This is a genomic window from Pedobacter sp. V48 (genome assembly GCF_000523515.1).
Lineage (GTDB): Bacteria > Bacteroidota > Bacteroidia > Sphingobacteriales > Sphingobacteriaceae > Pedobacter.
The window spans coordinates 89,531-113,369 of record NZ_AWRU01000031.1 but is presented as its reverse complement, the minus strand read 5'-3'; the positions used below and the strand labels follow the sequence as shown (position 1 = coordinate 113,369).

At 38.5% G+C, this 23,839-nt stretch carries 15 protein-coding genes and 4 pseudogenes; 11 read left to right on the top strand and 8 right to left on the bottom strand.

Annotated elements, in window-relative coordinates; all coding sequences use genetic code 11:
- Positions 1 to 65: 65 nt before the first annotated feature.
- On the bottom strand, positions 66 to 941 hold the full coding sequence (locus N824_RS20995) for a 1-aminocyclopropane-1-carboxylate deaminase/D-cysteine desulfhydrase (RefSeq protein WP_048907107.1): 876 nt from the start codon (positions 939 to 941) through the stop codon (positions 66 to 68).
- 299 nt (positions 942 to 1,240) lie between these two features.
- On the opposite strand from N824_RS20995, the gene N824_RS20990 reads away from it, so the two are divergent.
- Positions 1,241 to 2,272: an RluA family pseudouridine synthase gene (locus N824_RS20990; RefSeq protein ID WP_048907106.1), complete on the top strand. Its 1,032-nt coding sequence runs from the start codon at positions 1,241 to 1,243 to the stop codon at positions 2,270 to 2,272.
- Positions 2,273 to 3,112, top strand: a complete 840-nt coding sequence (locus N824_RS20985; protein ID WP_048907105.1) for an aminotransferase class IV — start codon at positions 2,273 to 2,275, stop codon at positions 3,110 to 3,112.
- A 107-nt stretch (positions 3,113 to 3,219) separates the two neighbouring features.
- On the opposite strand, the gene N824_RS20980 is transcribed toward N824_RS20985, so the two are convergent.
- From N824_RS20980 to N824_RS20960, 6 genes and pseudogenes are all read right to left on the bottom strand, one after another.
- Entirely contained in the window at positions 3,220 to 4,557 is a 1,338-nt protein-coding gene (locus tag N824_RS20980) for a sulfatase-like hydrolase/transferase (protein ID WP_235207230.1), read from the bottom strand.
- A 121-nt stretch (positions 4,558 to 4,678) separates the two neighbouring features.
- The gene (locus N824_RS20975) at positions 4,679 to 7,645 is read right to left on the bottom strand and encodes an efflux RND transporter permease subunit (RefSeq protein ID WP_255327469.1); all 2,967 of its coding nucleotides are present in this window, start codon (positions 7,643 to 7,645) and stop codon (positions 4,679 to 4,681) included.
- Between the two features lie 32 nt (positions 7,646 to 7,677).
- A pseudogene (locus N824_RS35630) lies at positions 7,678 to 7,854 on the bottom strand (efflux RND transporter permease subunit).
- Positions 7,855 to 7,873: 19 nt separating this feature from the next.
- Positions 7,874 to 9,040 (bottom strand): efflux RND transporter periplasmic adaptor subunit, encoded by a 1,167-nt coding sequence (locus N824_RS20970; RefSeq protein WP_048907104.1) that lies wholly within the window; start codon positions 9,038 to 9,040, stop codon positions 7,874 to 7,876.
- Between the two features lie 21 nt (positions 9,041 to 9,061).
- Positions 9,062 to 10,408 carry a TolC family protein gene (locus tag N824_RS20965; RefSeq protein WP_052334243.1) on the bottom strand — a complete coding sequence of 449 codons (1,347 nt, stop codon included), beginning with the start codon at positions 10,406 to 10,408 and terminating at the stop codon, positions 9,062 to 9,064.
- A gap of 42 nt (positions 10,409 to 10,450) precedes the next feature.
- Positions 10,451 to 11,035 (bottom strand): TetR/AcrR family transcriptional regulator, encoded by a 585-nt coding sequence (locus N824_RS20960; protein WP_048907103.1) that lies wholly within the window; start codon positions 11,033 to 11,035, stop codon positions 10,451 to 10,453.
- 156 nt (positions 11,036 to 11,191) lie between these two features.
- On the opposite strand from N824_RS20960, the gene N824_RS20955 reads away from it, so the two are divergent.
- The 4 genes from N824_RS20955 to N824_RS30385 all read left to right on the top strand — a co-directional run bounded on the left by N824_RS20955 (position 11,192) and on the right by N824_RS30385 (position 17,066).
- Positions 11,192 to 12,112, top strand: coding sequence for a DUF6263 family protein (locus N824_RS20955; protein ID WP_048907102.1), 921 nt, complete (start codon positions 11,192 to 11,194; stop codon positions 12,110 to 12,112).
- Positions 12,113 to 12,211: 99 nt separating this feature from the next.
- On the top strand, positions 12,212 to 13,168 hold the full coding sequence (locus N824_RS20950; RefSeq protein WP_048907101.1) for a sugar phosphate isomerase/epimerase: 957 nt from the start codon (positions 12,212 to 12,214) through the stop codon (positions 13,166 to 13,168).
- A gap of 118 nt (positions 13,169 to 13,286) precedes the next feature.
- Complete coding sequence (locus tag N824_RS20945; RefSeq protein ID WP_048907100.1) at positions 13,287 to 16,739, top strand: gliding motility-associated C-terminal domain-containing protein; 3,453 nt, start codon at positions 13,287 to 13,289, stop codon at positions 16,737 to 16,739.
- Between the two features lie 63 nt (positions 16,740 to 16,802).
- Positions 16,803 to 17,066 (top strand): hypothetical protein, encoded by a 264-nt coding sequence (locus tag N824_RS30385; RefSeq protein ID WP_152542435.1) that lies wholly within the window; start codon positions 16,803 to 16,805, stop codon positions 17,064 to 17,066.
- Here N824_RS30385 and N824_RS20940 read toward each other — a convergent pair.
- The gene (locus tag N824_RS20940) at positions 17,034 to 17,660 is read right to left on the bottom strand and encodes a TetR family transcriptional regulator (RefSeq protein ID WP_048907099.1); all 627 of its coding nucleotides are present in this window, start codon (positions 17,658 to 17,660) and stop codon (positions 17,034 to 17,036) included. The two genes, N824_RS30385 and N824_RS20940, sit on opposite strands and share 33 nt — an antisense overlap.
- Before the next feature lie 189 nt (positions 17,661 to 17,849).
- On the opposite strand from N824_RS20940, the pseudogene N824_RS34485 reads away from it, so the two are divergent.
- The 5 genes and pseudogenes from N824_RS34485 to N824_RS20925 all read left to right on the top strand — a co-directional run bounded on the left by N824_RS34485 (position 17,850) and on the right by N824_RS20925 (position 23,836).
- Positions 17,850 to 18,392: pseudogene (locus N824_RS34485) on the top strand (carboxypeptidase-like regulatory domain-containing protein).
- Positions 18,298 to 18,930, top strand: a pseudogene (locus N824_RS34480) (TonB-dependent receptor plug domain-containing protein). The pseudogenes N824_RS34485 and N824_RS34480 overlap by 95 nt, the downstream one beginning before the upstream one ends.
- A pseudogene (locus N824_RS20935) lies at positions 18,815 to 21,052 on the top strand (SusC/RagA family TonB-linked outer membrane protein). Before N824_RS34480 ends, N824_RS20935 begins: the two co-directional pseudogenes overlap by 116 nt.
- A 33-nt stretch (positions 21,053 to 21,085) precedes the next feature.
- Positions 21,086 to 22,879, top strand: a complete 1,794-nt coding sequence (locus N824_RS20930; RefSeq protein ID WP_048907098.1) for a RagB/SusD family nutrient uptake outer membrane protein — start codon at positions 21,086 to 21,088, stop codon at positions 22,877 to 22,879.
- 33 nt (positions 22,880 to 22,912) lie between these two features.
- Positions 22,913 to 23,836: a metallophosphoesterase gene (locus N824_RS20925; RefSeq protein WP_048907097.1), complete on the top strand. Its 924-nt coding sequence runs from the start codon at positions 22,913 to 22,915 to the stop codon at positions 23,834 to 23,836.
- Positions 23,837 to 23,839: the final 3 nt, after the last annotated feature.

Genomic DNA, 23,839 nt, shown 5'->3' with positions numbered 1-23,839 from the left:
AAAAACTAGGTTTAAACGATTTAAAGTATGTTTTTGAAATAGAATCTATTTCGGTCTAACAAGTGTTAATAAATAAACTTATCTTTCATACCCCAGATTCCCAGTAAACCACCGGTATGGATGGCAATTATTTTATCTTCTTTTTTAAAGTAATTATTGCCTATCAGGTCGTCAATTGCGAAGAACATTTTTGAGGTATATACGGGGTCAATAAGCATCCCCTCATCAGCAATAAAATTTTTAATAAATTCAATCAATGCAGGAGGGGTTTTGGCGTATCCACCAAAATGATAATCAGTATGCATAACCAGTTGCTCAATGTTTCCGGTATGCTTATAAATTTCATCGGCAATAAAGTCACCGCCTTTTAAAACGGGTACTACATGAAGTTGAGTTTTTAACTTACGCTGATGAATTCCTTTTAACAGACCTGCAGCAGTGGTTCCTGTTCCTGCGGCGCAAAACAGATGATCAATATCCTGAGGTAGTTCAGCAATAATCTCTGCGCAGCCTCTAACAGCTTCTGCACCGGCACCGCCCTCATCAACAAAATAAGCGTCAGGATCCGTTCCAAAATGAGCATCAAATAATAATGGTTTGTTTCTGTAACTGTCTCTGTCGGTAAAAATTAAATTCATCCCAAACAGCTTGCAAAGCAATAGCATTTCATTGCTTACCACTTCGCCACGCACAAAAGCTGTGCTTTTTAGATCAGCCCTGGCACAAGCAGCTGCCGTTGCAACAAGGTGATTAGAAAAGGCTCCACCGAAAGTAACAATGTGTTTTTTATTGTTTTTCTGTACATCTTTTAAGATGTATTTTAGCTTACGCCATTTGTTTCCAGAAATATAAGGATCAATTAAATCATCTCTTTTTACCAATACCTGGTTTCTTGCAGGGTGCTTTAATTGATGTATAGGACTATAAATATCTGTAAACATTGTACAAATATAAATAGCCTTTTATTAAACAGTATTAATTAATGCTTAAAGTAGATTTTTTTAATCAAATAAGGAAAGAAGTTAAGAATTACTTTTATGTTCTCAGTAAAATTTTTCATAGTAAGATTATTTAGTCTGGATCATGCACTTCTCAAATAATAGGCCAATTTCTTTTCTAAATATGTTGTTGCTAAAGATTAGTTTTGCAAAACGAAATCGCTAAAACCCCGAAATATTAAAATTGAGGGATATTGCAGGAGCATTTAATGATTAATTAATAGAAATAAAACACAATTTTAATGGAAAACAACAACAGCGGGGCAGAATTAGAGGAGCAGGATCTGTATGAACATTTGAACATTGTTGTTGATAAAGGACAGTCTTTATTGCGCATTGATAAGTTTTTAATGTATAGGGTAGAAAATGCTTCCCGTAACCGCATTCAAAACGCAATAGACGCGGGAAACGTTCTGGTTAATCAAAAAACAGTAAAACCGAGCTATAAAGTAAAGCCGGCAGATGAAATATCTGTTGTATTTCCACATCCTCCAAGAGACACTGAAGTTTACCCTGAAGATATTCCACTAGATATCGTTTATGAGGATGCTGATCTTTTGGTAGTAAATAAACCAGCAGGAATGGTAGTCCATCCCGGATATAATAACTATACAGGTACACTGGTAAATGCGCTTGCCTTTCATTTTGAGCAATTGCCACAATTGCCAGGTAATGAGGGTAGGCCTGGTTTGGTGCACCGTATTGATAAAGATACCTCCGGCTTATTGCTGATTAGTAAGAACGAAATCACCATGACCAAACTTGCCAAGCAATTTTTTGATCATAGCATTACCCGTAAATATGTTGCCTTAGCCTGGGGCGATATAGAGCAGGATGGTACTGTTACAGGTTATATCGGCCGTAGCGCTAAGAATAGAATAGTGATGGACGTTTACGATGATGAAGAAAAAGGTAAGTGGTCTGTAACACATTATACCGTTCTGGAACGTTTAGGATATGTAACACTAATTAGTTGTCAACTTGAAACGGGAAGAACACATCAAATCAGGGCACATATGCAGCATATAGGGCATCCATTATTTAATGATGCAAATTATGGAGGTGATAAAATATTAAAAGGGACTACCTTTAATAAATACAAGCAGTTTGTACAAAACAGCTTTAATATTTTACCACGACAGGCTTTACATGCACAAACTTTAGGTTTTATTCATCCAACTACTAAAAAGTATATGGAATTTGAAGCACCTTTGCCACCCGATTTCGATACAGCTTTAAATAAATGGAGAAACTATATCGTAGAGCCTCAATAAATGCAGCAAGAGTACATTTTACATAACGACGAATTTATATTAAAAAATCAACCTATTATAACTGCTGATAACCGCAGTTTCAGGTATGGTGATGGCCTTTTTGAATCTATGCGAATGTCTGGCGGAAAACTTAAGTTTGCCGAATTGCATGCCGATAGGTTAAGAGCTGGAATGAAAGCTCTTAAAATGGAGAGTGCAACTTTGTTCGATGAATATTTTCTGAAACAAAAAACCAATGAGCTTTGTAAAAAGAACAAGCTTAAAGATAATGTAAGGTTCAGATTGTCTGTTTACAGGGCAGGCGATGGGTTATATACGCCAAACAGCAACAAATCGGGATATGTATTGGAGGCATCTGCATTAACCGAAAGCACATACGAACTCAATAAAAAAGGATTAATTGTTGACGTATTTGATGAACTTACAAAGCCTGTTGATAAACTTTCAAATTATAAGACCTGCAATTCTTTAGTTTATGTAATGGCTGGGCTGTATAAAAAACAATACAACCTTGATGAGGCTTTTATTTTGAACCAAAATGGCTTTTTATGCGAGAGCATCAGTTCCAATATTTTTGTGGTTTACGATAAACAGATTTATACACCGGCTTTAACAGAAGGTTGTATTGCAGGGGTAATGAGAAATGTGGTAATGAATATTGCCAAAACCAACGAAATTCCTGTAATACAAGCACAAATAAACCCTGAAGTATTAAAAGAAGCTGAAGAAGTTTTTATTACCAATGCTTTAGGAGGCATCCGCTGGGTAATGGGTTACGGCCGTAAACGTTACTTTAACGAAGTAACTAAGTTGCTTAGCGACAAGCTAAATGCACTTTAATTATATACCGTAGTTGAGAGGGCGTTGCTAGGGGGTTGCCAGGGCCTTGGTAGGGCTAAAGCCCACTGAAAGCCCTGGCAAGACCTTAGCAACCCAGGCTTAAAACCTTATTTGTCAGGATAATTGTCTAGTATTTTTAATAGCTTTTTGGATTCCTCCGGATAATCGTTATTTAAATTTACCCGTTCTGAAGGATCCTCTGCCAGATTGAATAATTCTATCCCGCTTTCTTTGGTTCTTCTAAGTTTCCAATCTCCTATGCGGGCTACTTCCGGAACACCGTAATGGACGTAGTATACTGGTTGATGCTGGAAGGGTACGTCTTTTTTAGTAAATAATGGAGTTACTGATTGCCCGTCAATTTTAAGGTTATCAGGTAGTTTAGTACCACTCCATTCGGCCAGGGTAGGCAATAAATCAACACTGCTAAAAAGTTGTTTCTGAACCTGTGCTTGTGTGTGTCCTTTCCAGTATAAGATAAATGGAACCCTTGTGCCACCTTCATAGGTAGTAGCCTTACTGCCGCGGAATATTCCGGCGTATCCGACATGGTTCTGTCGTGTTTTACCATCTCCAGACATCCTTTCAGGGTAATTAGTCCAGGGGCCATTATCGCTCGTAAAAATAAAAATAGTATTGTCGGCTAAGCCTTGTTGTTCCAATGTTTTCCAGATTTGACTTAAACCTCTGTCCATTTCGTTTACAACGTAACCAAGTTCCCCGCCATGTGTTAAGTCGCTATTCTTTTTGTGGGCAGCAAAATATACTGGTAAATGAGGCATGTTATAGGCAAGATATAGAAAGAATGGTTCCCCCTTTTTTTGTTTTTTAATGTACTTTATAGCTTCATTGTTGTATAAAGAGGTTAGTGAGCTATCAGCAGGCTTGTAGACCTCTGGCTTATAGTTTCGGTACAGTTTAATGGTGGTGTCGGTTTGCACATAAGGGCTGCGGTAATCGTGGCTATATAGCAATCCGTAATAATTATCAAAACCTTGTTCCATTGGCAGGTTAGCCTTTTTGTCGCCCAAATGCCATTTACCAATCATGTTGGTTTTATACCCACCGGTTTTTAAAATTTCAGCCATTGTAAGTTCTGAGGCAGGCAAACCCTGATCAGAACCAGGCCCTAAAGGCGCAGGGATATTGTATCTGGTAGGGTATCGACCGGTAAGAAATGCCGCACGTGACGGCGAACAGGTTGGAGATGCCAGTGCGAAATTGGTAGCCTTAATACCTTTGGCGGCCATTTGATCTAAGAAAGGTGTTTCTATAACCGGATTACCATAGCAACCCAAATCAGCGTAGCCCATATCATCTGTTAAAACAAATACAATATTGGGTTTTTGCTGGGCAGATATATTCTGAAAAGATGCAAGGGTAAAACTTGCAATACTAAACAAGGTTTTTAAAAGTGTTGATTTTCGCATAATAAAACTAACCATATGGACGCTGATTAAACAGGTACGTAATGTAATAAAATACATCCATTATCAAATACTTGTATATAGAAAAAGCCAACCATATGGTCAGCTTTTTACGTGTTTAAACCTTACTCTTTACAGCTTAATCGGCATGCAAAGTATCTTTATGTTCTTCTGGTTTATAAGAAGCCTGCAATTCTGCAAGTTTCTTTTTACCATACGCAAGCTTAGTAATTAACACAAATAATACAGGTACAATAAATATGGCAAGAATGGTTGCCGAAAGCATACCTGCTGCAACTGTCCAGCCGATTGTCATCCTGGAAACAGCACCTGCACCATGAGAAATAATCAATGGAATAACCCCTAATATAAAGGCCAGAGATGTCATGATAATTGGGCGTAAACGAAGTTTCACTGCTTCAATTGTAGCTGCAATTAACTCCATACCCCAATCCACACGTTCTTTCGCAAATTCGACAATAAGGATTGCATTTTTTGCAGAAAGACCAATCAGTGTAATTAAACCGACCTGTGCGTATATATTATTGTCGAGTTTTGGCAAAAATGTAAGTGCCAGAATAGCTCCAAACAGACCAAGTGGCACAGCCAAAAGGATAGAGAATGGAACAGACCAACTTTCATATAGAGAAGCGAGTAACAGGAATACGAAAACAATAATAAGTGCAAAGATTAATGTGGTACTGTTACCTGCTTCTTTTTCCTCTAAACTCAAACCGGAGAAATTATAGGAATAATTTGCCGGTAAGGTTTGTGCTGCAACTTCTTCCATTGCAGTAAGGGCATCACCAGAACTAAAGCCTGGTTTTGCCGCTCCTGTTACCTCAATAGACCTGAACAGGTTAAAGTGATTTATAATGGAAGCTTTTTCTACTATGTTATAGCTAACTATTGAACTTAATGGTACAGAGGCACCTGCCGAATTTTTAACATACAGACCGTTAAGGTTCTCAATACCTTTTCTGAAATTGGTGTCGGCCTGAGTAACTACACGGAAATTTCTTCCATATTTGGTAAAGTCGTTTACATAGCTACTACCCAGATAAGCGGAAATAGTGCTATAAACTGTACCTATTGAGACGCCCATCTTTTTAGCCTGGTCACGATCAACGTGGACCTGGTAATTTGGAGTTCGTGCATTAAATAGGGTATAGGCCATCGCAATTTCCGGTCTCTGATTGGCGGCAGCAAGGAACTTGCCCACGTTGGCCTCAAACTGCTTTATGTCGCCGGTTTGTTTTTCCTGGATCTGTAAAGAGAAACCACCACTAATACCCAATCCAGGAATGGGAGGCGGTGCAACAACAATTACACTCCCTTCTTTGTCACCCTTAAAGTCCTGAGAAATATTGGCGATAGTTGTAGCCACGTCCCCTGGTCTGTCGTCCCAATCTTTTAACTGCACAAAGAATGTGGCAGCATTAGATTTGAATGATCTGTTTAGGATGTTGATACCACCAATTGAAGTAACATTTTTTACCTCAGGGTATTTTTTTAGTATGGATTCTGTAACTCTTTTGATTAATGCATCGGTACGTACTGCAGAGGCTCCCTCTGGCAAAGTAACACCCATCAAAAATACTCCTGCATCTTCATTAGGTATAAAACCGGATGGTTTTTTAGCAAATAAACCAATGGTTCCAACATAAAGACAGATCAAAATGATCATCATTAAAGGAGCCTTTTTTAAGGCCCATTTTACACCGTTTGAGTATTTGCTGGTTACATTGGCGAACCATATATTAAATTTAAAGAAGAACTTGTTTAATCCCCTTGAATCTTTGTTCAGGTTCATTGGTGTAAGCAGCAATGAACATAATGCCGGTGTTAATGATAAAGCGATAAATGCCGAGATCAATACCGAAACTGCAATGGTGATGGCAAATTGCTGATACAACTGACCAACCATGCCGGGTATGAATCCTACCGGAATAAATACAGCTGCAAGTATTAATGCGATGGCAATTACCGGTGCGGTGATGTCTTTCATCGCCCTGCGTGTTGCATCAGGTGCCGAAAGTCCTTCGTGATCCATGTAATGCTGCACAGCTTCTACCACCACAATCGCATCATCCACCACAATACCGATGGCCAGTACGAAACCAAACATGGTAAGTACGTTTATAGAGAATCCGAAAAGGGTAAAGAAGATAAAAGTACCTATTATGGAAACGGGGATCGCCAGAATTGGGATCAACGTTGCTCTCCAGCTTTGAAGGAAGAAAAATACAACCAGCGTTACCAGTATAAGGGCTTCTACAAGGGTATGAACTACCTCGTTGATGGAAACCTTTACAATAGATACCGTTTCGTAAGCCACTACATAATCCAGATCCTTAGGGAAAGATTTTTTTAGCTCCAGCATGGCTTTATCTATTCCATCGGCTGTTTGCACAGCATTACCACCTGGAGTTTGGTTGATGGCCATCATAGAGGACACCTTACCGTTTATCTTTGAATTGGTTGAATAAGCAAACTCACCAAGCTCTACTCTGGCTACATCTCTTAAGTAAACTGCAGAACCATCGGCTCCTGTTTTTACTACAATGTCTCTAAACTGCTCTTCCGTACTCAGGTCACCATCAAGGATTACTGAGAATTCGAAAGTTTGATTGCTGTTTTGAGGAGGGCCACCTACTGTACCACCCGGGATTCTAGAGTTTTGTTCTGCAATTGCAGCCGAAACATCTGCTGGGGTTAAGTTCAGTCTGGCAAGTTTGTTGGCATCAAGCCAGATCCTCATACTAAAAGGCTGACCGAATGCCTGAACATCTCCAACACCTTTAATCCTTAATAGAGCGTCTTTTACGTATAAGTTTACGTAGTTCGAAATGAATTTCTGATCATAAGTGCCATTAGGAGAGTAAAGTCCAAGCACCATCAAAATATCGTTGTTTGCTTTTTTAGTGGTTACTCCTAAACGTCTTACCGCTTCGGGTAAGGCAGGTTCTGCAATACCCACCCTGTTTTGAACATCGAGGGCGGCGACATCTATGTTTGTACCCACATCAAAAGTAACGGTTATTGCCGAGCGGCCATCAGATGTACTGTTCGATGACATGTATTTCATGCCCGGAGTACCATTGATCTGGCTTTCTATGGGTGTAGTTACAGTTTGCTCTACAGTTTGCRCATMTGMWCMGRWATWSRTKYCNANCTWACAGTAACCGTTGGAGGTGCTATATTTGGGTATTGACTGATCGGCAATGTGGTAATCACGATGGTACCAACCAGAACAATCAAAAGGGAAATCACAATAGCTGTGATGGGTCGCTTTATAAATACTTCTGATATCATATCTCTGAATTCTTTAAATCTATTTTTTAACTGCGCCTGCTGCTGGTTGTGCTCCCGGGGCTGCATCAGCCGGAGCGGTCGTAACTACAGCACCTGGACGTACATTTTGTACACCATCTACCACAACTACTTCCCCTTGTTTTAGTCCGCTTTTTACCACTACATTTTTATCAAACTGTTTACCCAGTTGAACGATGCGGGCTTCGGCTTTGCTGCTATCACCTACAACAAAAACATTAAATTCGCCCAGCTGCTCTATAACAGATTTGTATGGAATTACCAGTTGATGTTCTGACGCTTTATTTAAAGCTTTTAGATTTACAGTCATACCTGCAAAAAGTTTCCCTTCAGCGTTTGGATAACTGATCCTTACTTTGATGGTTCCTGTTTGGGGGTCAACCGCGCGATCGATAGCGGTAATATGGCCTTGCCCGGTATAAATGCTGCCATCCTGTAATTGAATATTGAAAAGTGAATCTTTTACTGCTGCAGTATTCTTTTGTAAACGTACAAAACGAGGAATTTCTGCCTGGTTAACAGCAATGTCTACTGCTATAGGATTATTGCTCGAAACCGTATTTAATAAAGTTGTACCAGGAGTTGCTAAAGCGCCCAGTTTAACCTGAGATATTCCTATTGTTCCGTTTAACGGCGATACGATGATTGAACGCTGTAGGTCATTTGCAGCAGATGATAACTGAGCCTGTGCTGCGGCTACCTGTGATTCTGCATTTGCCAAATCTGTTAACGCGTAATCAACACGTTGTTTTGCCACTGCATCTTGCTCTGCAAGTCTGGTATAACGATCAGCATCTTTTTTTGCTTTATCGCGATTAGCTTTGGCAACCGCAAGATTTGCTTTAGCCGTGTTGTTTGCAGCAATATATTTTGTGCGGTCAATTTCATAAAGCTTCTGACCTTTTGATACTTTTTGACCATCCTTTACGTAGATAGCCGTGATGTAGCCACCAACCTGCGGGCGTAGTTCAACTTCGTTTAAAGCAACCACTACCCCAGGATAAGAATCTGTAGTGATTACTTCCTGATCTGATACAGTGTAAGTGGTTACGGGTGTAGCGGGAGGGGGACCTTGCTGTTGTCCGGCGTTTTTATCGCCACCGCAAGAGGCTAATGTAACTGTTCCTAGTATTACGATGCCTAGTTTTATGTAGTTAGTAGTATTCATTTGAGTTCTTATTAAATTACGTTAATTTACGATGATAGTTCCTAGTGCTTGTTGTACGTCAAGTTTCGAAGAAAGCAGACTGTATAATGAGTTTAAGTAATTGAGTTGGGCAGTACGCAGATCTGTTTCTGATGTCATCAGGTCCAGATAAGTTTTAATCCCCTCATCGTATTGAAGTTTAATCGTATTGTATACTTGTCTGGAAATATCAACGTTTGATCTTGCTGTTTTCCAATCGTTCAGATTTGCTTTGTAAGTAGCCATTGCTTGCTCATATTGCGTATTGATTTGATTTTTAGTATTCAACAAATCAAGGTCAATTCTTTTTTCCTGTAATTCAGATTTTCTGATTTCCTGAATTCTTTTGGTTCCCTGAAAAATTGGGACACTTAGTTTTAACCCAAGTACCGAACTTGGGAAAGATTTATCGTACAGATTGCTAAAGTTGTTGTTTAAATAATTWTAGCTATAGTTTACAAAACCAGAAATGGAGGGCAGGTAGCTCCATTTATTGTAGCTGGTATTTAAATGTTGTAATTGCTTTTGCGTTTGCAGCAAACGATATTCAACTCTGTTCTGATAAGCCTGTTGTGCATTGGTGTCTAAAAGAATACCTTGTTCCATACTGTCGGACTTTAAGTTTAAACTAAAGTCTTTATCAGTACCATATCCGATGATCTCTTTAAGATAAGCGTATTTATATTTTAGCAATTCCTCAGTTCTCTTTTTATCGGCTTTGGAGTTGCTTAAGCTAATTTGGGCACGTTGAAAATCTGTTTTGTCTACCAAGCCTTGCTCATACTGAGCAGATGCATCTTTCAGTTGTTTTTCTAAACGGGCTATGTTTTCATTGATAATGTTTAACTGCTCGCCACTGGTAAGGATATCAAAATATGCTTTGCTCACATCTACAACAGTATTTATTTTAGTGTTTTCTGTACTTTGCTTGTACTGTTGTCTGTAATATTTAGAGGCTTTTGAAGCCTGAATAAGACCAGCATTTAGAAATTGCTGATCGGCCTGTAAAGTAACCGCAGAAGTATGTTTGGTGCCAAAGGTTATGTAGTTGGTTTCGCCATTAGTAGTAAGCGCATTTACCTGTTGCTTTAGGTTGTTGTTATAATTCGCATTACCACTAATTTGAGGGAACCAGCCGGACAGCGCTGATTTGATATCGCGCTCGCCAATCTCTTCATCGATCTGAGATTGCTTCACCCCCGGTCTGTTATTTAGTGCATAATCTATCACTTCCTGAAGTGTAGCATTGCTGAGCTGTTTATCATTGTTTGCCGTTTGTGCTACCAACTTTTCGGGTAGCAATGCGGGTAAACCTATAAGAAGCATTACGAGTAATTTATGAATTTTCATATTTAAAAGGGGAATTGAGTATAGTTAAAGCCATTATATATATTATTGTCTTTTAATTCCGTCCCAAACAATCTGCACCACCTCCGTAATGTCCTCTTCAGAGTATATCATATGCTCTGATAATCTGAAGTTTGCAGCCGCAACTAACGTGCCTCTTATTGTTGGTCCGAGCAATCTGGGGTCTATTTTTTTAAAATAATCTCCATCTATTCCGGCTTGAAAAAATCCAATTACTTTTTCCTTAAACAAAATACTGTCTTTTTCGGGGAAATTCTTTGCAAAAGGGGAGTTTATATACTGCTCCAGAAAGACCATTGCAGGTTCATTTTGTATATAAAAATTGTATTGATTGATCATGAATTTAAAGAAACGATCCTTATAGGATTTTGATTCATCATAGCCTTCAAGTATGGCTTCTGCCAGTTGATCTTTAGTTCTTATATAAAGCTCAACAATTAGTGTTTCTTTCGAATCAAAATAATGATAGATGGTTCCTGCGGCCACATTGGCATGTTTGGCAATCTGGCTCATAGGAGCGCCATGAAATCCGTACTCCTTAACGAGTACTAATGTGCTATTTAAAATAGCCTCGCGCTTGCTGTTGAAATTGTTTAATTGAACGTTCATTCGGTCGCAAAGAAGAGAAATCTTTAGTAGATATATAGTGATATAAACAGAATGTTACATATAAATGATTTATTGGTGATATTAGAGAAATGTCGCATTTTCCTGTAATTTTACTCTAGTTATTGTAACTAATTCTTTAAATCAAACTAACGCCTTATGAAAATTATTTTCAGTTTCTTTCTTTCTGTTTTTGTATGTTTTTCTTGTTTGTCGCAAACTCAAAAGATTGAGTTAAAGCTAACTAAAGGACAAACTTATACTCAGAAAACTGTAGCCAATACCATTGTAAAGCAAACAATGAATGGTCAGGCTATAAATATTAATATGACCATAACCGGTCAAATGAAGTATGTTGTTACAGATAATACAGCAGGGATATATAGCATGGACGTAAGCTATGTAAACTTGTCAATGAAAATAATTCACCCGGGTGGCGAGTCTACCTTTGATTCTGAAAAGAACGATGAAAAAGATGTTTTGTCTTCGGTTTTTGGTATGATGAAAAATAAATCTTTCCAAATTAAAATGACCAAGGCGGGTAAAATAACGGAAGTAAAGAATGTAGAGGCACTATATGCGGGAGTATTTGAAAAGTTCCCTCAGCTCACTGCTGAGCAGAAAGAGCAAATGCGGAGTAAGATTATGCAGTCGTATGGCGATAAAGCTTTTAAAGGTAATCTGGAAATGCTGTCTGCGGTGTTCCCCGACCGAGCAGTAGCAAAAGGCGATACATGGAATGTGAAAACAGAATTGGAAGCAGGCATGTCTGCAACGTTAGATGGTGTTTATAAGCTTGATGAAATTACTGCAACAGAATTTGTTGTTAGTGGCGCTTCCATGTTTACCACAAAAAATAAGGATGTTTATACGGAAATTAATAGAATGCCAATAAAGTATAATCTTGCTGGCACTATGAATTCAGTTATTAAGATTGATAAGAATACAGGTTGGATAATTGAAGGAAAGATTAATCAGGATATTAAAGGAAGTATGGAGATTAAAGCAAATGATAAGATGCCTGAAGGTGTGACGATTCCTATGGAAATGACCAGTGATATGGTGTTTACAGATAAGTAGGCAGGTACAGTTTCGTATAATAACTGATACGAAGTATTAAAAAGATTGGAATATTTTTATATTCGTGAAAACCGAATTATAAAACCTTGATCTAATTATATGAACCGCAGAAAATTTATTAATCTTAGTGCTATTGCAGGAGCAGTTTCTGTTGCGCCAACTATGTATGTGCTTGGAGAAACAGGATTATCAAAAGACAAAAAAGAAAAACGTTATCAAAAAGGTGCCAGTCCGTGGCCTGTTTGTCTGGATACTGCTACTATAAGACCCGCATCGTTAAAAGATAAAATAAAAATAGCTGCTAAAGCAGGCTACGATGCAATTGAACCATGGGATGGAGAATTGCAAGAGTACGAAGCAAAGGGCGGTAATTTGAAGGACCTTGGAAAAGAAATAAAAGACCTGGGTCTGTTTGTGCCAAGTGTAATAGGTTTATGGAACTCCCTGCCTCCTACACAAGAATTGTTCGACAAATCTTTGAAAGATACACGCAATCGAATGCGCATGGCTGCAGATATAGGCGCTCAGCATATTCAAACCATTCCTGATACAGCTGGAGATAACTTTAATCAGAAATGGATAGCAAATAGATATAAGGATATTATTGAAATTGGGTTAAAGGAATTTAACATTCACCCGGCCCTTGTGTTTGTAAAATATCAACCCGTAAAAACATTGGGCCAGGCAATGGGGATTGCTTTAGATGCTAATCATCCAAAAGCGATGGTGATTCCTGATACTTATCATATGTATATCTCTGAAGGTGGTTTTGAAGGGCTGAAACTCATCAATGGCGATGCTATTGCTATATTCCAATTCTCAGATGTGCCTTCTTCTCCGGCAGCGGTTGCCGACTTGGGAGATAAAGACCGTGTTTTCCCTGGTGATGGAATTCTGCCTCTGCCGCAGATTTTCAAAGACCTTAAATCAACAGGTTTTAAAGGCTGCATTTCTCTGGAGCTTTATAATCCCGAATATTATAAACAGGATTTGCAAAAGGTAGCAGAAACGGGATTAAGAAAAACTTTAGAGGTGCTTAAGAAAGCAGGGGTATAGAGCATCTATCTGTAAAAATTTTATCTCAAATTGATATATACCAATATTAATAAAAGCTTAGATTTGATTGTTAGATAAGCTAGCAATGCTTTTTTGCCATTAAATACGCGCTCTTATTATGAGGTTTATATTGCTGTTGATTTTACTCTGCTTGAATTTTAGTGCTTTTTCTGAAATTTTTGTAGTGACCAGCAATGCTGATAGTGGCGTTGGTTCGTTAAGGGAAGCCCTTCAGAAAGCTGCAGCAAACGGGGTGGGCCAGAAAGATTATATTCATTTTAATTTACCTGGCACATCCCAGGATCAGAGAACGATCACTCTGATCACCGCCCTTGAATATCTGACTTCAAATCTTGCCATAGATGGAACCACACAACCTGGAAATAGTTTTGGTATTAGTGATGCCAAAGTAATTATACAGCCTCAAAGCCAAACCCTATCTTTTGGTGCCTTTGTTCTTGTTGATATAGATGGGTTTGAACTTTATGGATGTTATATAAGAGATTTCCAAGGGAGTATAATCTATGGACTGGATGGCGAATTATTAGCACCAGCACCTGCCATATATGCTGAAAATGCCAGAAATATCCAAATTGGTGCTCCCGGAAAAGGGAACGTAATAGTCAATAATGGGTATGTTATTTCTACTTCTCCAGTTTCAATAAAAAATGGTGTAGAAGCATCGGAGTCAGGTGTTGAAAATCTTAAGTTTTTCTCAAATATTCTTGGATTTGAACCCGATGGCAAAACAAACAGAGAGGTTCTTTTTGGTTATAATGGAGGAATTGATTTAAGTTACTGCAAAGGCAGGATTGAAATTGGTGGTGATGATGTAGCCAAAAGAAACATAATTGGAGGCACAAATTGTATCACCAGCCAGTTTGCCTTACCCAATAGGGTATTCGAATCCTCCTTTCTAATACAAAATAATCACTTTGGATATGACTTTAATGGGGCCACTATTTCACTGCCCGGATTTTATGATGGAATGATTTTCGCAATTAATTTTAATAATTTCAGTTTTAACGGGGATGATTACTATCCCTATTCCTTTGATGTTTTGGATAATAAGATACAAGGGTCGTATTCGACTTTTATTCAAAAGGTTTCAGGGCGAATAAATTTTCAAGGAAATAGAATTGTAAAAGAGTCTTACCCTGGAGTTCCCTCATATCCGGCAGGAATTCACTTGACTTCAAATGATAATGTTAAGGTAGGAGGTGAGAATTCCGGAGAACCAAACGTCATAAGTGGACAACAGCTAGCTGTTGTATCTCCAACATCTATATTGGTACAACGTAACAGTATTTTTTGTGTAAATATTAGACGGGAAGAAGCAGTGTATGTAACACCCAGCACACTCCTGCCTGAGATAGAAATTAAACAAATGACGGCTACCTTTGTGTCCGGAACGGCTACACCCCTTTCAAAAGTAGAGCTTTTTTGGGATGACGACTGTGAGAGGTGCCAGCCCGTATCTTATATTACAACGATAGATGCAGATGCTAATGGTTTATGGAAATACGAAGGTGATATCCAGAAAGGGATCGTAGCAACAGCCACCCGTAATGGTTTTACTTCAATGTATACCATGCCAATTTTGTATGAATATACTGATATTTTAAATGCTACCTGTGGGAATAGCAATGGCTCAATTGTCGGTCAGCGTTTTAAAAATACTGGGGGATATGAGTGGACTGATGAACAAAATAAGGTTGTAGGCAATGATCCGGACCTAAAGAATGTGCCTGCGGGTAAATACCGCTTAACTTTATTGAATAGCAGCTGCTCAGAAACTTATGATTATGAAATTTTGGATGGGACGCCAAAATTTGATGATCGGGATATAAAAATCCAAAATCCATCATGTGGGATGAATAACGGCTCGGTTACTTATCTTTATTTATCAAATGGCAGTATTCCTTATAAAGTTAAGTGGACAGACCAGAGCGGTAGGGAAAGAGGAAATTCCCTTGATTTAATTGAAGCAGGAGCAGGGACTTACTTTGTTGAGGCCAGTTATAACGATTGTATAGTTAGGTATGGCCCAATTGTTTTGACCAATCAAACCGGCCCTTCCATTGACCTATCCAGTGCCGTTTTTAAAAATACAACCTGCAATGGCTCTAGTGGTTCCATAACCAGCGTTAAAGTAACAGGAACTGGAAATATTACTTACACCTGGAAAAATGCTGCAGGAGTAACTGTAGGTAATACAAGAGACCTAGTAAATGTTCAATCAGGCTGGTATGCTCTTGAAGTGAAAGATGGAACGGCATGCCCCGTTTTAGCATCTGCTCCCGTTCAGGTCAAAGAAACAAATGGAATTACTATTGATGAAGCGAATGCGAAGCTCATTCCAGTAGCTTGTAATTCAACAATTGGCGGGGTAACCGGCTTGATAATTACGGGGGCTACTACATATAAATGGTTGAATCAAGCTAATCAGGAAGTAGGACATTCCTTGAACTTGACAGGAGTTGGTGTCGGGAACTATCATTTGGTGGCAAGCAATGCCTCTGGCTGTACTCAGCAAAGCCAGGTCTATGAAGTTAAAGAATTACCATCTACAAGATTTGATGTCGAAGGTGTTAGTCAGACCATTTCTTCCTGTAACCAACCAAATGGATCAATCACAATTAAAGTAAATGGTCTACAACCTTCGGGAGTTAGGTGGGTTAATGCCTCAGGCATGACAGTGGGTAATTCAATGACTTTAACGGGGCCGGGTGGAAGCTATAAATTATATCTTACTGATAATAAGAACTGCGAATCTTTCTATAGAGAATTTTCAATATTGAACATTGCTGCAGCTGTTATAAATCGGGACGAAGAAAAAGTTACAAACGACCAATGCAATCTAGGCAAAGGAAGCATTAAAGCTCCTGGTATTTCCGGAATGCCTCCATATTATTATTATTGGTCTGACAGTAATGGTCAGTCAATCGGTTCTGGATCACTTCTTGAAAATATTTCCGCAGGTAATTATTCGCTTACGATTGGTGATGCGGTTACCTGTTCGAGACAAATTATTCTGTATACTGTTTTAAATGAAGATAAAATCTTATCTCCTCCAATATTAAATGATTTAAAGATTTGTGCTCCTGGTGATGCTTTTATTCAGGTAATGCAGCCTGAATTCGGCACTTATGTGCTGCTTAATGAAAATGGAACCCGTTTAGATCAAAGTACCTCTGGGACTTTTAAGGTTAATATTATAACTAGCCAAAACTATTTTGTTAGACAAGTAGTAGGATTATGTGAAAGTCCCGCTGCAAGAATAAGAGTTACTATTGAAAATGAAGGTTTGTCTAAATTACCAAATGCTATTTCTCCTAATAATGATGGGCATAATGACGTTTGGCTAATACCCGATATGATAAATTATCCTGAAGGGACTGTGTTGATCTTTAATCGTTACGGACAGAAGGTATTTGCGTCCACAGGGTATAAGCAACCGTTTGATGGCCGGCAAAATGGAAAAGATTTGCCAGTAGGTACTTACTATTACATAATTGATTTAAAACGAGCCTGTGGTTTATTAAAAGGCAGTATAACTATTATCCGATAAAATTTCCTCGGTATCATATTAAAATTGCAATTTTACTTTTAACTCTTTAAACAAGTTTCAAGTATGCAGCAAATTATATTAACGAGCATTGGCTGGCTGGGTGTGGTCTTATGTACTGTAGGCTATTTATTATTAAGCATAAAACTGATAACTGCTGAATCGCTCACTTTTCAGTTGCTGAATATAATTGGCGGACTATGCTTAGTGGCAACAGCGGTGGACAGTAATGATATGCCAAATGCTGTTGCCAACATACTCTGGATGTTTATTGGAGTATATGCTTTAGGGCGCCAGTTAAGGACTCAGAGTACTGTCCGAAAGGATTAACGCGTCCATTCCCAAAATCTGATAGGCTTTACTTTTATAGTAATCCAGTCTTTCAGCATAGGCCTTTTTATCGTTTTCTAAAGAAAGGTAAAAATAAGCACCATCAACCAGTACAAAAATTAAGTCAGCTGCCGCTTTAGAATCCTCTATTTTAATCAAGTTTTTTTCATTGCACCGTGCTATCATTGAAGCAAGAGCAAAACGAAGCGAGTCTAGTATGGTCTTATACTTTGCTTTTATCTTTTTTTCTCTGAATGCCAGAGCATAAAAAGTATAAAACAATCCATCATCAAAAAGCAAATTCCATTTTTTTGAGAAGAGCATTTCAATTGTTTTCTGTAAATCTGAAAGCGTAACTGCGTCCTTATTTTTAATAGTGTAGATCAGCAGATATCTTTCAAGTATATAATCAATAAGGCCATAAGTTAGGTCTTCTTTTGTTTCGAAGTAGTGGATAATAAGGCTTGGATTGATATCCATCACCTTGGCAATTTTCGCTATTGAGGTATTTTCGTAACCTTCTGTTTTAGCAACCTTATAAAATATCTTAATAATTTCTAGTTGTCTTGCCTCTTTCAGGCTCTTTCTTCCCATGATAAAATTTATTCTTCCAAACTAATCAAAAGTAATCTTATTTCACAAATTTATTTTTATAGATTGAATGTATGTTCAATTAATTTATTAATTTAGTTCTAACCTGCTGTTAACATTGCAAGTGGATATTTGCGACGCTCAGACAGTAAATACGATACCAAACCAAACAAACTTAATCTCAATGCAATTATGAAAAAAAAGCTACTACTAATTTGCTTCATGTTTTTTGCAGCAAAGAGTTTTGCCCAGAATATCACCGTAAAGGGTGTGGTTCGGGATGCCGAAACTAAAGGGCCAATTCCATCAGTTAACATCAGTGTAAAGGGAACAAAGCTGGGCACTGCAACAAACACAAATGGTATTTACACCCTAACAAATGTAAGCCCTAAGGCAATTCTTGTCTTTTCCTACATTGGATATAAACAGCAAGAAATTAACCTTAATGGGGAAACACAGCTAAACGTAACTCTAACTCCAGATCTGAGCGACCTTCAAGAGGTGGTGGTTGTTGGATTTGGTACAAAGAAGAAGATTAACATTGCAGGTGCAATAGATCAGATATCTGGAAAGGAGCTCGAATCAAGACCGGTGGCCARCKTWRTKCMNNCWTTRCAMKGMYNTYARYMCTGGATTAAACATTTCTTATGGTGGCGGTGCTCCTGGTACTGTCCCAGTAATAAATATAAGAGGATATACTTCCATCAACGGAGGTTCACCTTTAGTTGTAATTGATGGAATTCCATCAACCAACGATGATATGCTAAGGTTAACACCATCAGACATATCATCATTTATTGTTTTACGTGACGCTGCATCAGCTGCAATTTATGGTGCCAGAGCCGCTTTTGGTGTAATTTTGATTACAACCAAACAGGGAGCTGCCGGTAAACAAACCATTAGCTATAATGCCTTTAGCTCTTGGGGTAAGCCAACGGTACTTGCTAAACCCGTTACCGATCCGTATATATTCTCCAGGGTTTTGGAAACAGCTACAGATAATACTCCCTGGGATTACGTGAATTTCTCGGACGAATATTATAAATGGGCAAAAGAAAGATCAGAAAATCCCTCCATTGCAGATACCCGACTGGACCCAGCTGATCCAAGAAAGTGGGCTTACATGGGAAGCAACGATTGGTATGGGTACTTTTTTAATGATGCAAGTATATCGCAAAATCATACTAWMTCTTTMYCNASRCGRMGCWMNTKYMRATSWKAWNCCGCTGACCTACTATTTATCTGCAGATTACGCAAAAGAGAACGGACTTAACAAACTCACAGCTGATTTTTGGGACAGATATGGTTTACGGTCAAGAGTAGGGTTTTCTCCAACAAGCTGGCTTAAGTTGGATAATAACCTTAACATTTACGAAACTAAGCGTGCTTTACCTACTGCAGACATTAGAGACTTATATTATCTGCAACCTACCGATGTTGCTAAAAACCCGGATGGAACCTGGGCAAATACATCTGCGGGCAGACTTGCCGCCAGATTGGTTGATGGAGGCAGTAACCTTCAGAATATGTTTGGCTTTCACAACATCACTGGCGCTGTTGCCACCTTCCTTAATGGCGACTTACAGGTAAATGGGGATGCTTCATTCAAAAGGGAATTATGGAAATACCATAATGATTCGAAAAAATATAAAATTGGATATGGACCCGACGATATTAGAGAAGAAGGTGGTAATGGTTATGTAAATGAAAGCAATGGCTATTTATACAATAATGTATTTAACTTGTATACAACCTATAAGAAAACCATAGGCGATCATTTCTTTAGTGCGATGGTGGGCTATAACAGCGAAAACTATCGCTATTCAACAGTAGATGCTCAGCGTGGCGTGTTGATTTCATCATCCCTTCCTTATCTTGGTTTAACCACAGGTGATCCTACAATAGGCACAAGCTACAAGGCTTATGGAACCAACAGTGTTTTTAGCCGATTAAACTATACGTTTAAAGATCGTTATATTTTAGAAGGTACCGGACGCTATGACGGTTCATCCCGTTTCCCAACTAAAAGCCGCTGGGGTTTCTTCCCATCAGCCTCACTTGCGTGGATTGCAAGTTCAGAAGAATTTATTAAGCCTTTGGCTCCGGTATTGTCAACCCTTAAACTTCGTGCAACCTATGGAGATCTTGGTAACCAGAATGTAGGTGACTTCTCTTATATTCAAACGCTTCCGGCAGGTCCTTCAAATTATTTGATTGATGGTGTGCAGCGTCAGGTTATTCTGGGAGCTCCGCAATTGTTTATCGATCCACAAACTTATACCTGGGAAAGGGTTTCAACACTTAACATGGGTACCGATATAGGATTGCTTAATGATAAATTCCTTCTTGGATTTGACTATTATATTCGCGACACTAAAGGAATGTTAGTTGCAGGGCAGGAGTTGCCAGGTGTATTGGGGACAACACCTCCCGCGCAAAATGCTGCAGATCTCAGAACCAAAGGATGGGAATTGTCTGTAACATATCGGGATAGATTTGATATTGGATCTAAACCATTTAACTTTCAAACTAAGATATTCCTTTCAGATTCCCGCTCTAAGATTACAAAATTCACAAACGATCAGAACTTATTCTCTTCTTACCGTATAGGACAGAATATTGGCGAGATATGGGGACTTGAAAATGATGGTTTCTTCAAGAACAAAGAAGAAATAGCTGCTTTAGATGAATCGAGCCTTATTCCTTGGGGCGCGTTGGAAATCCTTCCAGGATGGCCAAAGTATAAAGATTTGAACGGCGATAATAAGATAGAAAGAGGTTTAAGTACTGATGACCCAAAAGATCTTAAAGTGATCGGAAACAGTAGTGATAGATATAGTGTTGGAGCCAACCTGAATATGGATTGGAATGGCTTTGATGTTTCAGTGTTCCTTCAAGGGGTACTAAAAAGAGACTTTTATCCTCATCATTATTTATTCTGGGGTCCTTATCAACAACCTTACGCTAATGTTTATCCATGGAACTTAAACTTCTACAGGGGATCTGCCGATTCACCTGAACAACGGGCTAAACATTCTGCATCATACATTGCAGCAGGACTTGCCGATGCAAATACTGATTCTCAGTATCCTGTACTGCAATCTTGGTTGGCCGATGCTAATTATGGTAGTGGTTTAGATATACCGCAAACAAAATATTTACTAAATGGAGCTTATTTAAGGATTAAAAATATTACACTAGGTTATACATTACCATCGAGTTTAACCAAACGTTTTAAGGTTAACCGCTTAAGGATATTTGTATCTGGAGAAAATATTTATGAGTTTTCCGCAATCAAGAAATTCGTAGATCCAGAATCTGTAAATCAAAGTACAAGCGCATGGGCATATCCATTTCAAAGGAAATATGCAGTTGGTTTAAACCTTGACTTTTAATAATCGGAGCTTAACAATCATTAAAAATTAGTTATGAAAAAGAATATATATATCCTGTTTATAGTTATTGTAACTGTATTGGGCGCTTGTAAAAAGGGTGATTTGGATCGTTTTCCCCAAACTTCTATCTCCCCAAACCTTTTCTTTAACACAGAGGAAGATCTTGCTCTGTATGTAAATGGACTATTATCTATGCCAGACCGTGGTAGTTATCTGAACGATCAAAGCAGTGATAACGTAGCCACAACTGCTGCTGTAGAAGTAAAGAATGTAATGGCAGGTAATACTAATGCTCAAAATATCAATACTGGCTGGGGCTGGACCAGGTTGCGTGACATTAATTATTTTCTGGAGAACTACAACAAAGCAAACATTAGTTCCGAAATTAAAAAGCATTATGTTGGTTTGGCCAAGTACTATCGTGCGCAATTTTATCTGGATAAAGTAAAGCGTTTTTCTAATGTACCATGGTACTCTGGTACTTTGAATCCGCAGGATAAAGAATTGTTGTTTAAAGCGAGTGACCCACGGGCACTGGTGATTGACAGCATAATGGCCGACCTGGATTTTGCTTACAAGAATGTTAGAGAAAGTGTACCTGCCGGAACACCAGGGAAATGGGCTACAGCCGTTTTATATGCAAGAACAGCGCTTTATGAAGGAACTTATCGCAAGTATCACACTGAGCTTAATTTAAAAGCATCAGCAAACGTTTTCTTAGAAACTGCAGCCAGGGTTAGTGGTGAGATAATGGCTTCTAAAAAGTTCTCTATCTACAATACAGGAAAGCCCCTGCAAGATTATGCTACCTTATTTGGAAGTCAGGATTTGGCTACTAATCCAGAAGTTATATTGGTTAATATTTTTGATCAGGCCAAGAACAGAGGCCAAAATGTAAATGGTGTAGTATTTGGAGATTATGAACAAGCACCAGCAAAAGACCTTATACAGGCCTATTTAATGAAGGATGGCAGTCGTTTTACCGCAATACCAAATTACGATAAACTTGGCTTTGTAAAGGAGTTTGAAAACCGCGATCCGCGTTTAGCTCAAACAATGGCTTATCCAGGATGGATTAGAGTTCCCGATGCGCAGCCCTATCTTCAAAGGCTAAATAAAAACTTTACAGGCTATCATCAATTAAAAGGATATGTAAACAGTACCGATAATGTAATTTTAAACAGCGTTGATTTTCCTGTTTATCGCTATGCAGAAGTACTATTAAGCTATGCAGAAGCATTGGCTGAATTGGGTACACTTAATCAATCGCAGTTAGATGAGTCCGTTAACCTGATTAGAAGAAGAGTTGGCATGCCAGATCTTAATTTAGCGCAGGCAAATGCATCTCCTGATCCATTACTACAGCAGCAGTTTGACAATATTGAATCGAATCAGGGTGTAATTCTGGAGATCAGAAGAGAACGTAGGGTTGAGTTTGCTTTTGAAAACAGCAGGTACGATGATTTGATGAGATGGAAAGCAGGAAAACTATTGACTAAAAGCCCGGAAGGAATGTATTTTCCAGGTTTAGGTAAATATGATTTAACTGGAGATGGGATAGAAGATATTATTTTAATAGATAAGTCTGTTACTATTCCTGCAGAAGACAAGAAGGAAAAGAACTCATTAGGAATAACACTTATATATTACCGCACTGGAGAGATAGGATCTGATGCTACTGTATTCCTTAAAAATGGTACCAATGGAGGAGCTATCGTAACTGAAAATGTTACCCGTAAGTTTGAGGATCCAAAATATTATTATCGTCCTATTCCTCAGCAACAAATTGTATTAAATTCGAACCTAAAACAAGTATTTGGCTGGTAATGACCAATATGCCCATTTAGAAAAAAAAACAAAATGACGACACTGAAAAGAAGATCTTTACTAAAGGCAGCAGGACTAGCTGTTGGCGCCGTAGCAACCAGCGGCCTGTCTGCCTTTGCTTCCAATCCGGAAAAGCAGGATAAGAAAACCAAAAAGCTGGCTCTTTCTGTAGCACATATAACCGATGTGCATATTGGAGAAGGTGAAAATGCCCCTGAACGTTTTAAAAAATGCTTAAAACATATCATTACTAGGCACAAACCAGATTTCTTTTTGAACGGTGGTGATTCTATTGGTGATGCATCGTACGACAATGTTGTATATGATCAGGTAATTAAGCAGTGGGGTATTTGGGATGATTGCATAAAAACACTGGATAAATACGAAGTCCACAGCTGCATTGGTAACCACGATTCATGGTGGAAGGCCCCATCTAAAGAACATGAAATGTATGGAAAAAACTATGTGGTTAAGCGCTTGAAAATTCCTAACAGATATTACAGCTTTTCAAAAAAGAACTGGCATTTTATTGTACTTGACGGGAACAATGGCAATATCTCACTAGATCAGGAACAATACGAATGGTTGGAGAAAGAATTGGAAAAATTGCCGGCATCTACACCAACATTACTAATGTCGCACTATCCAATTTTGGGTACTACTCAAGTTCTTGTAGGTGGTGGTCACTCTGATTGTAAGAAGCTAAAAGACCTGTTTCAGAAGCATCGCGATAAAGTAAGAGTTTGCTTAAGCGGACATAATCACTTATCAGATAATACTCATTATAATGATGTTTTGTATTGCTGTAATGGTGCAATGAGTGGTTTCTGGTGGGGTAAAGGCGATGCTGAATCTGCCGGCCTTGGTTATTATTTAGAAACTCCTCCCGGCTATGCAATGCTGAATCTCTATGAAGATGGAACAGTTGAAAATGAATATTTTCCACACACTTATTAACAA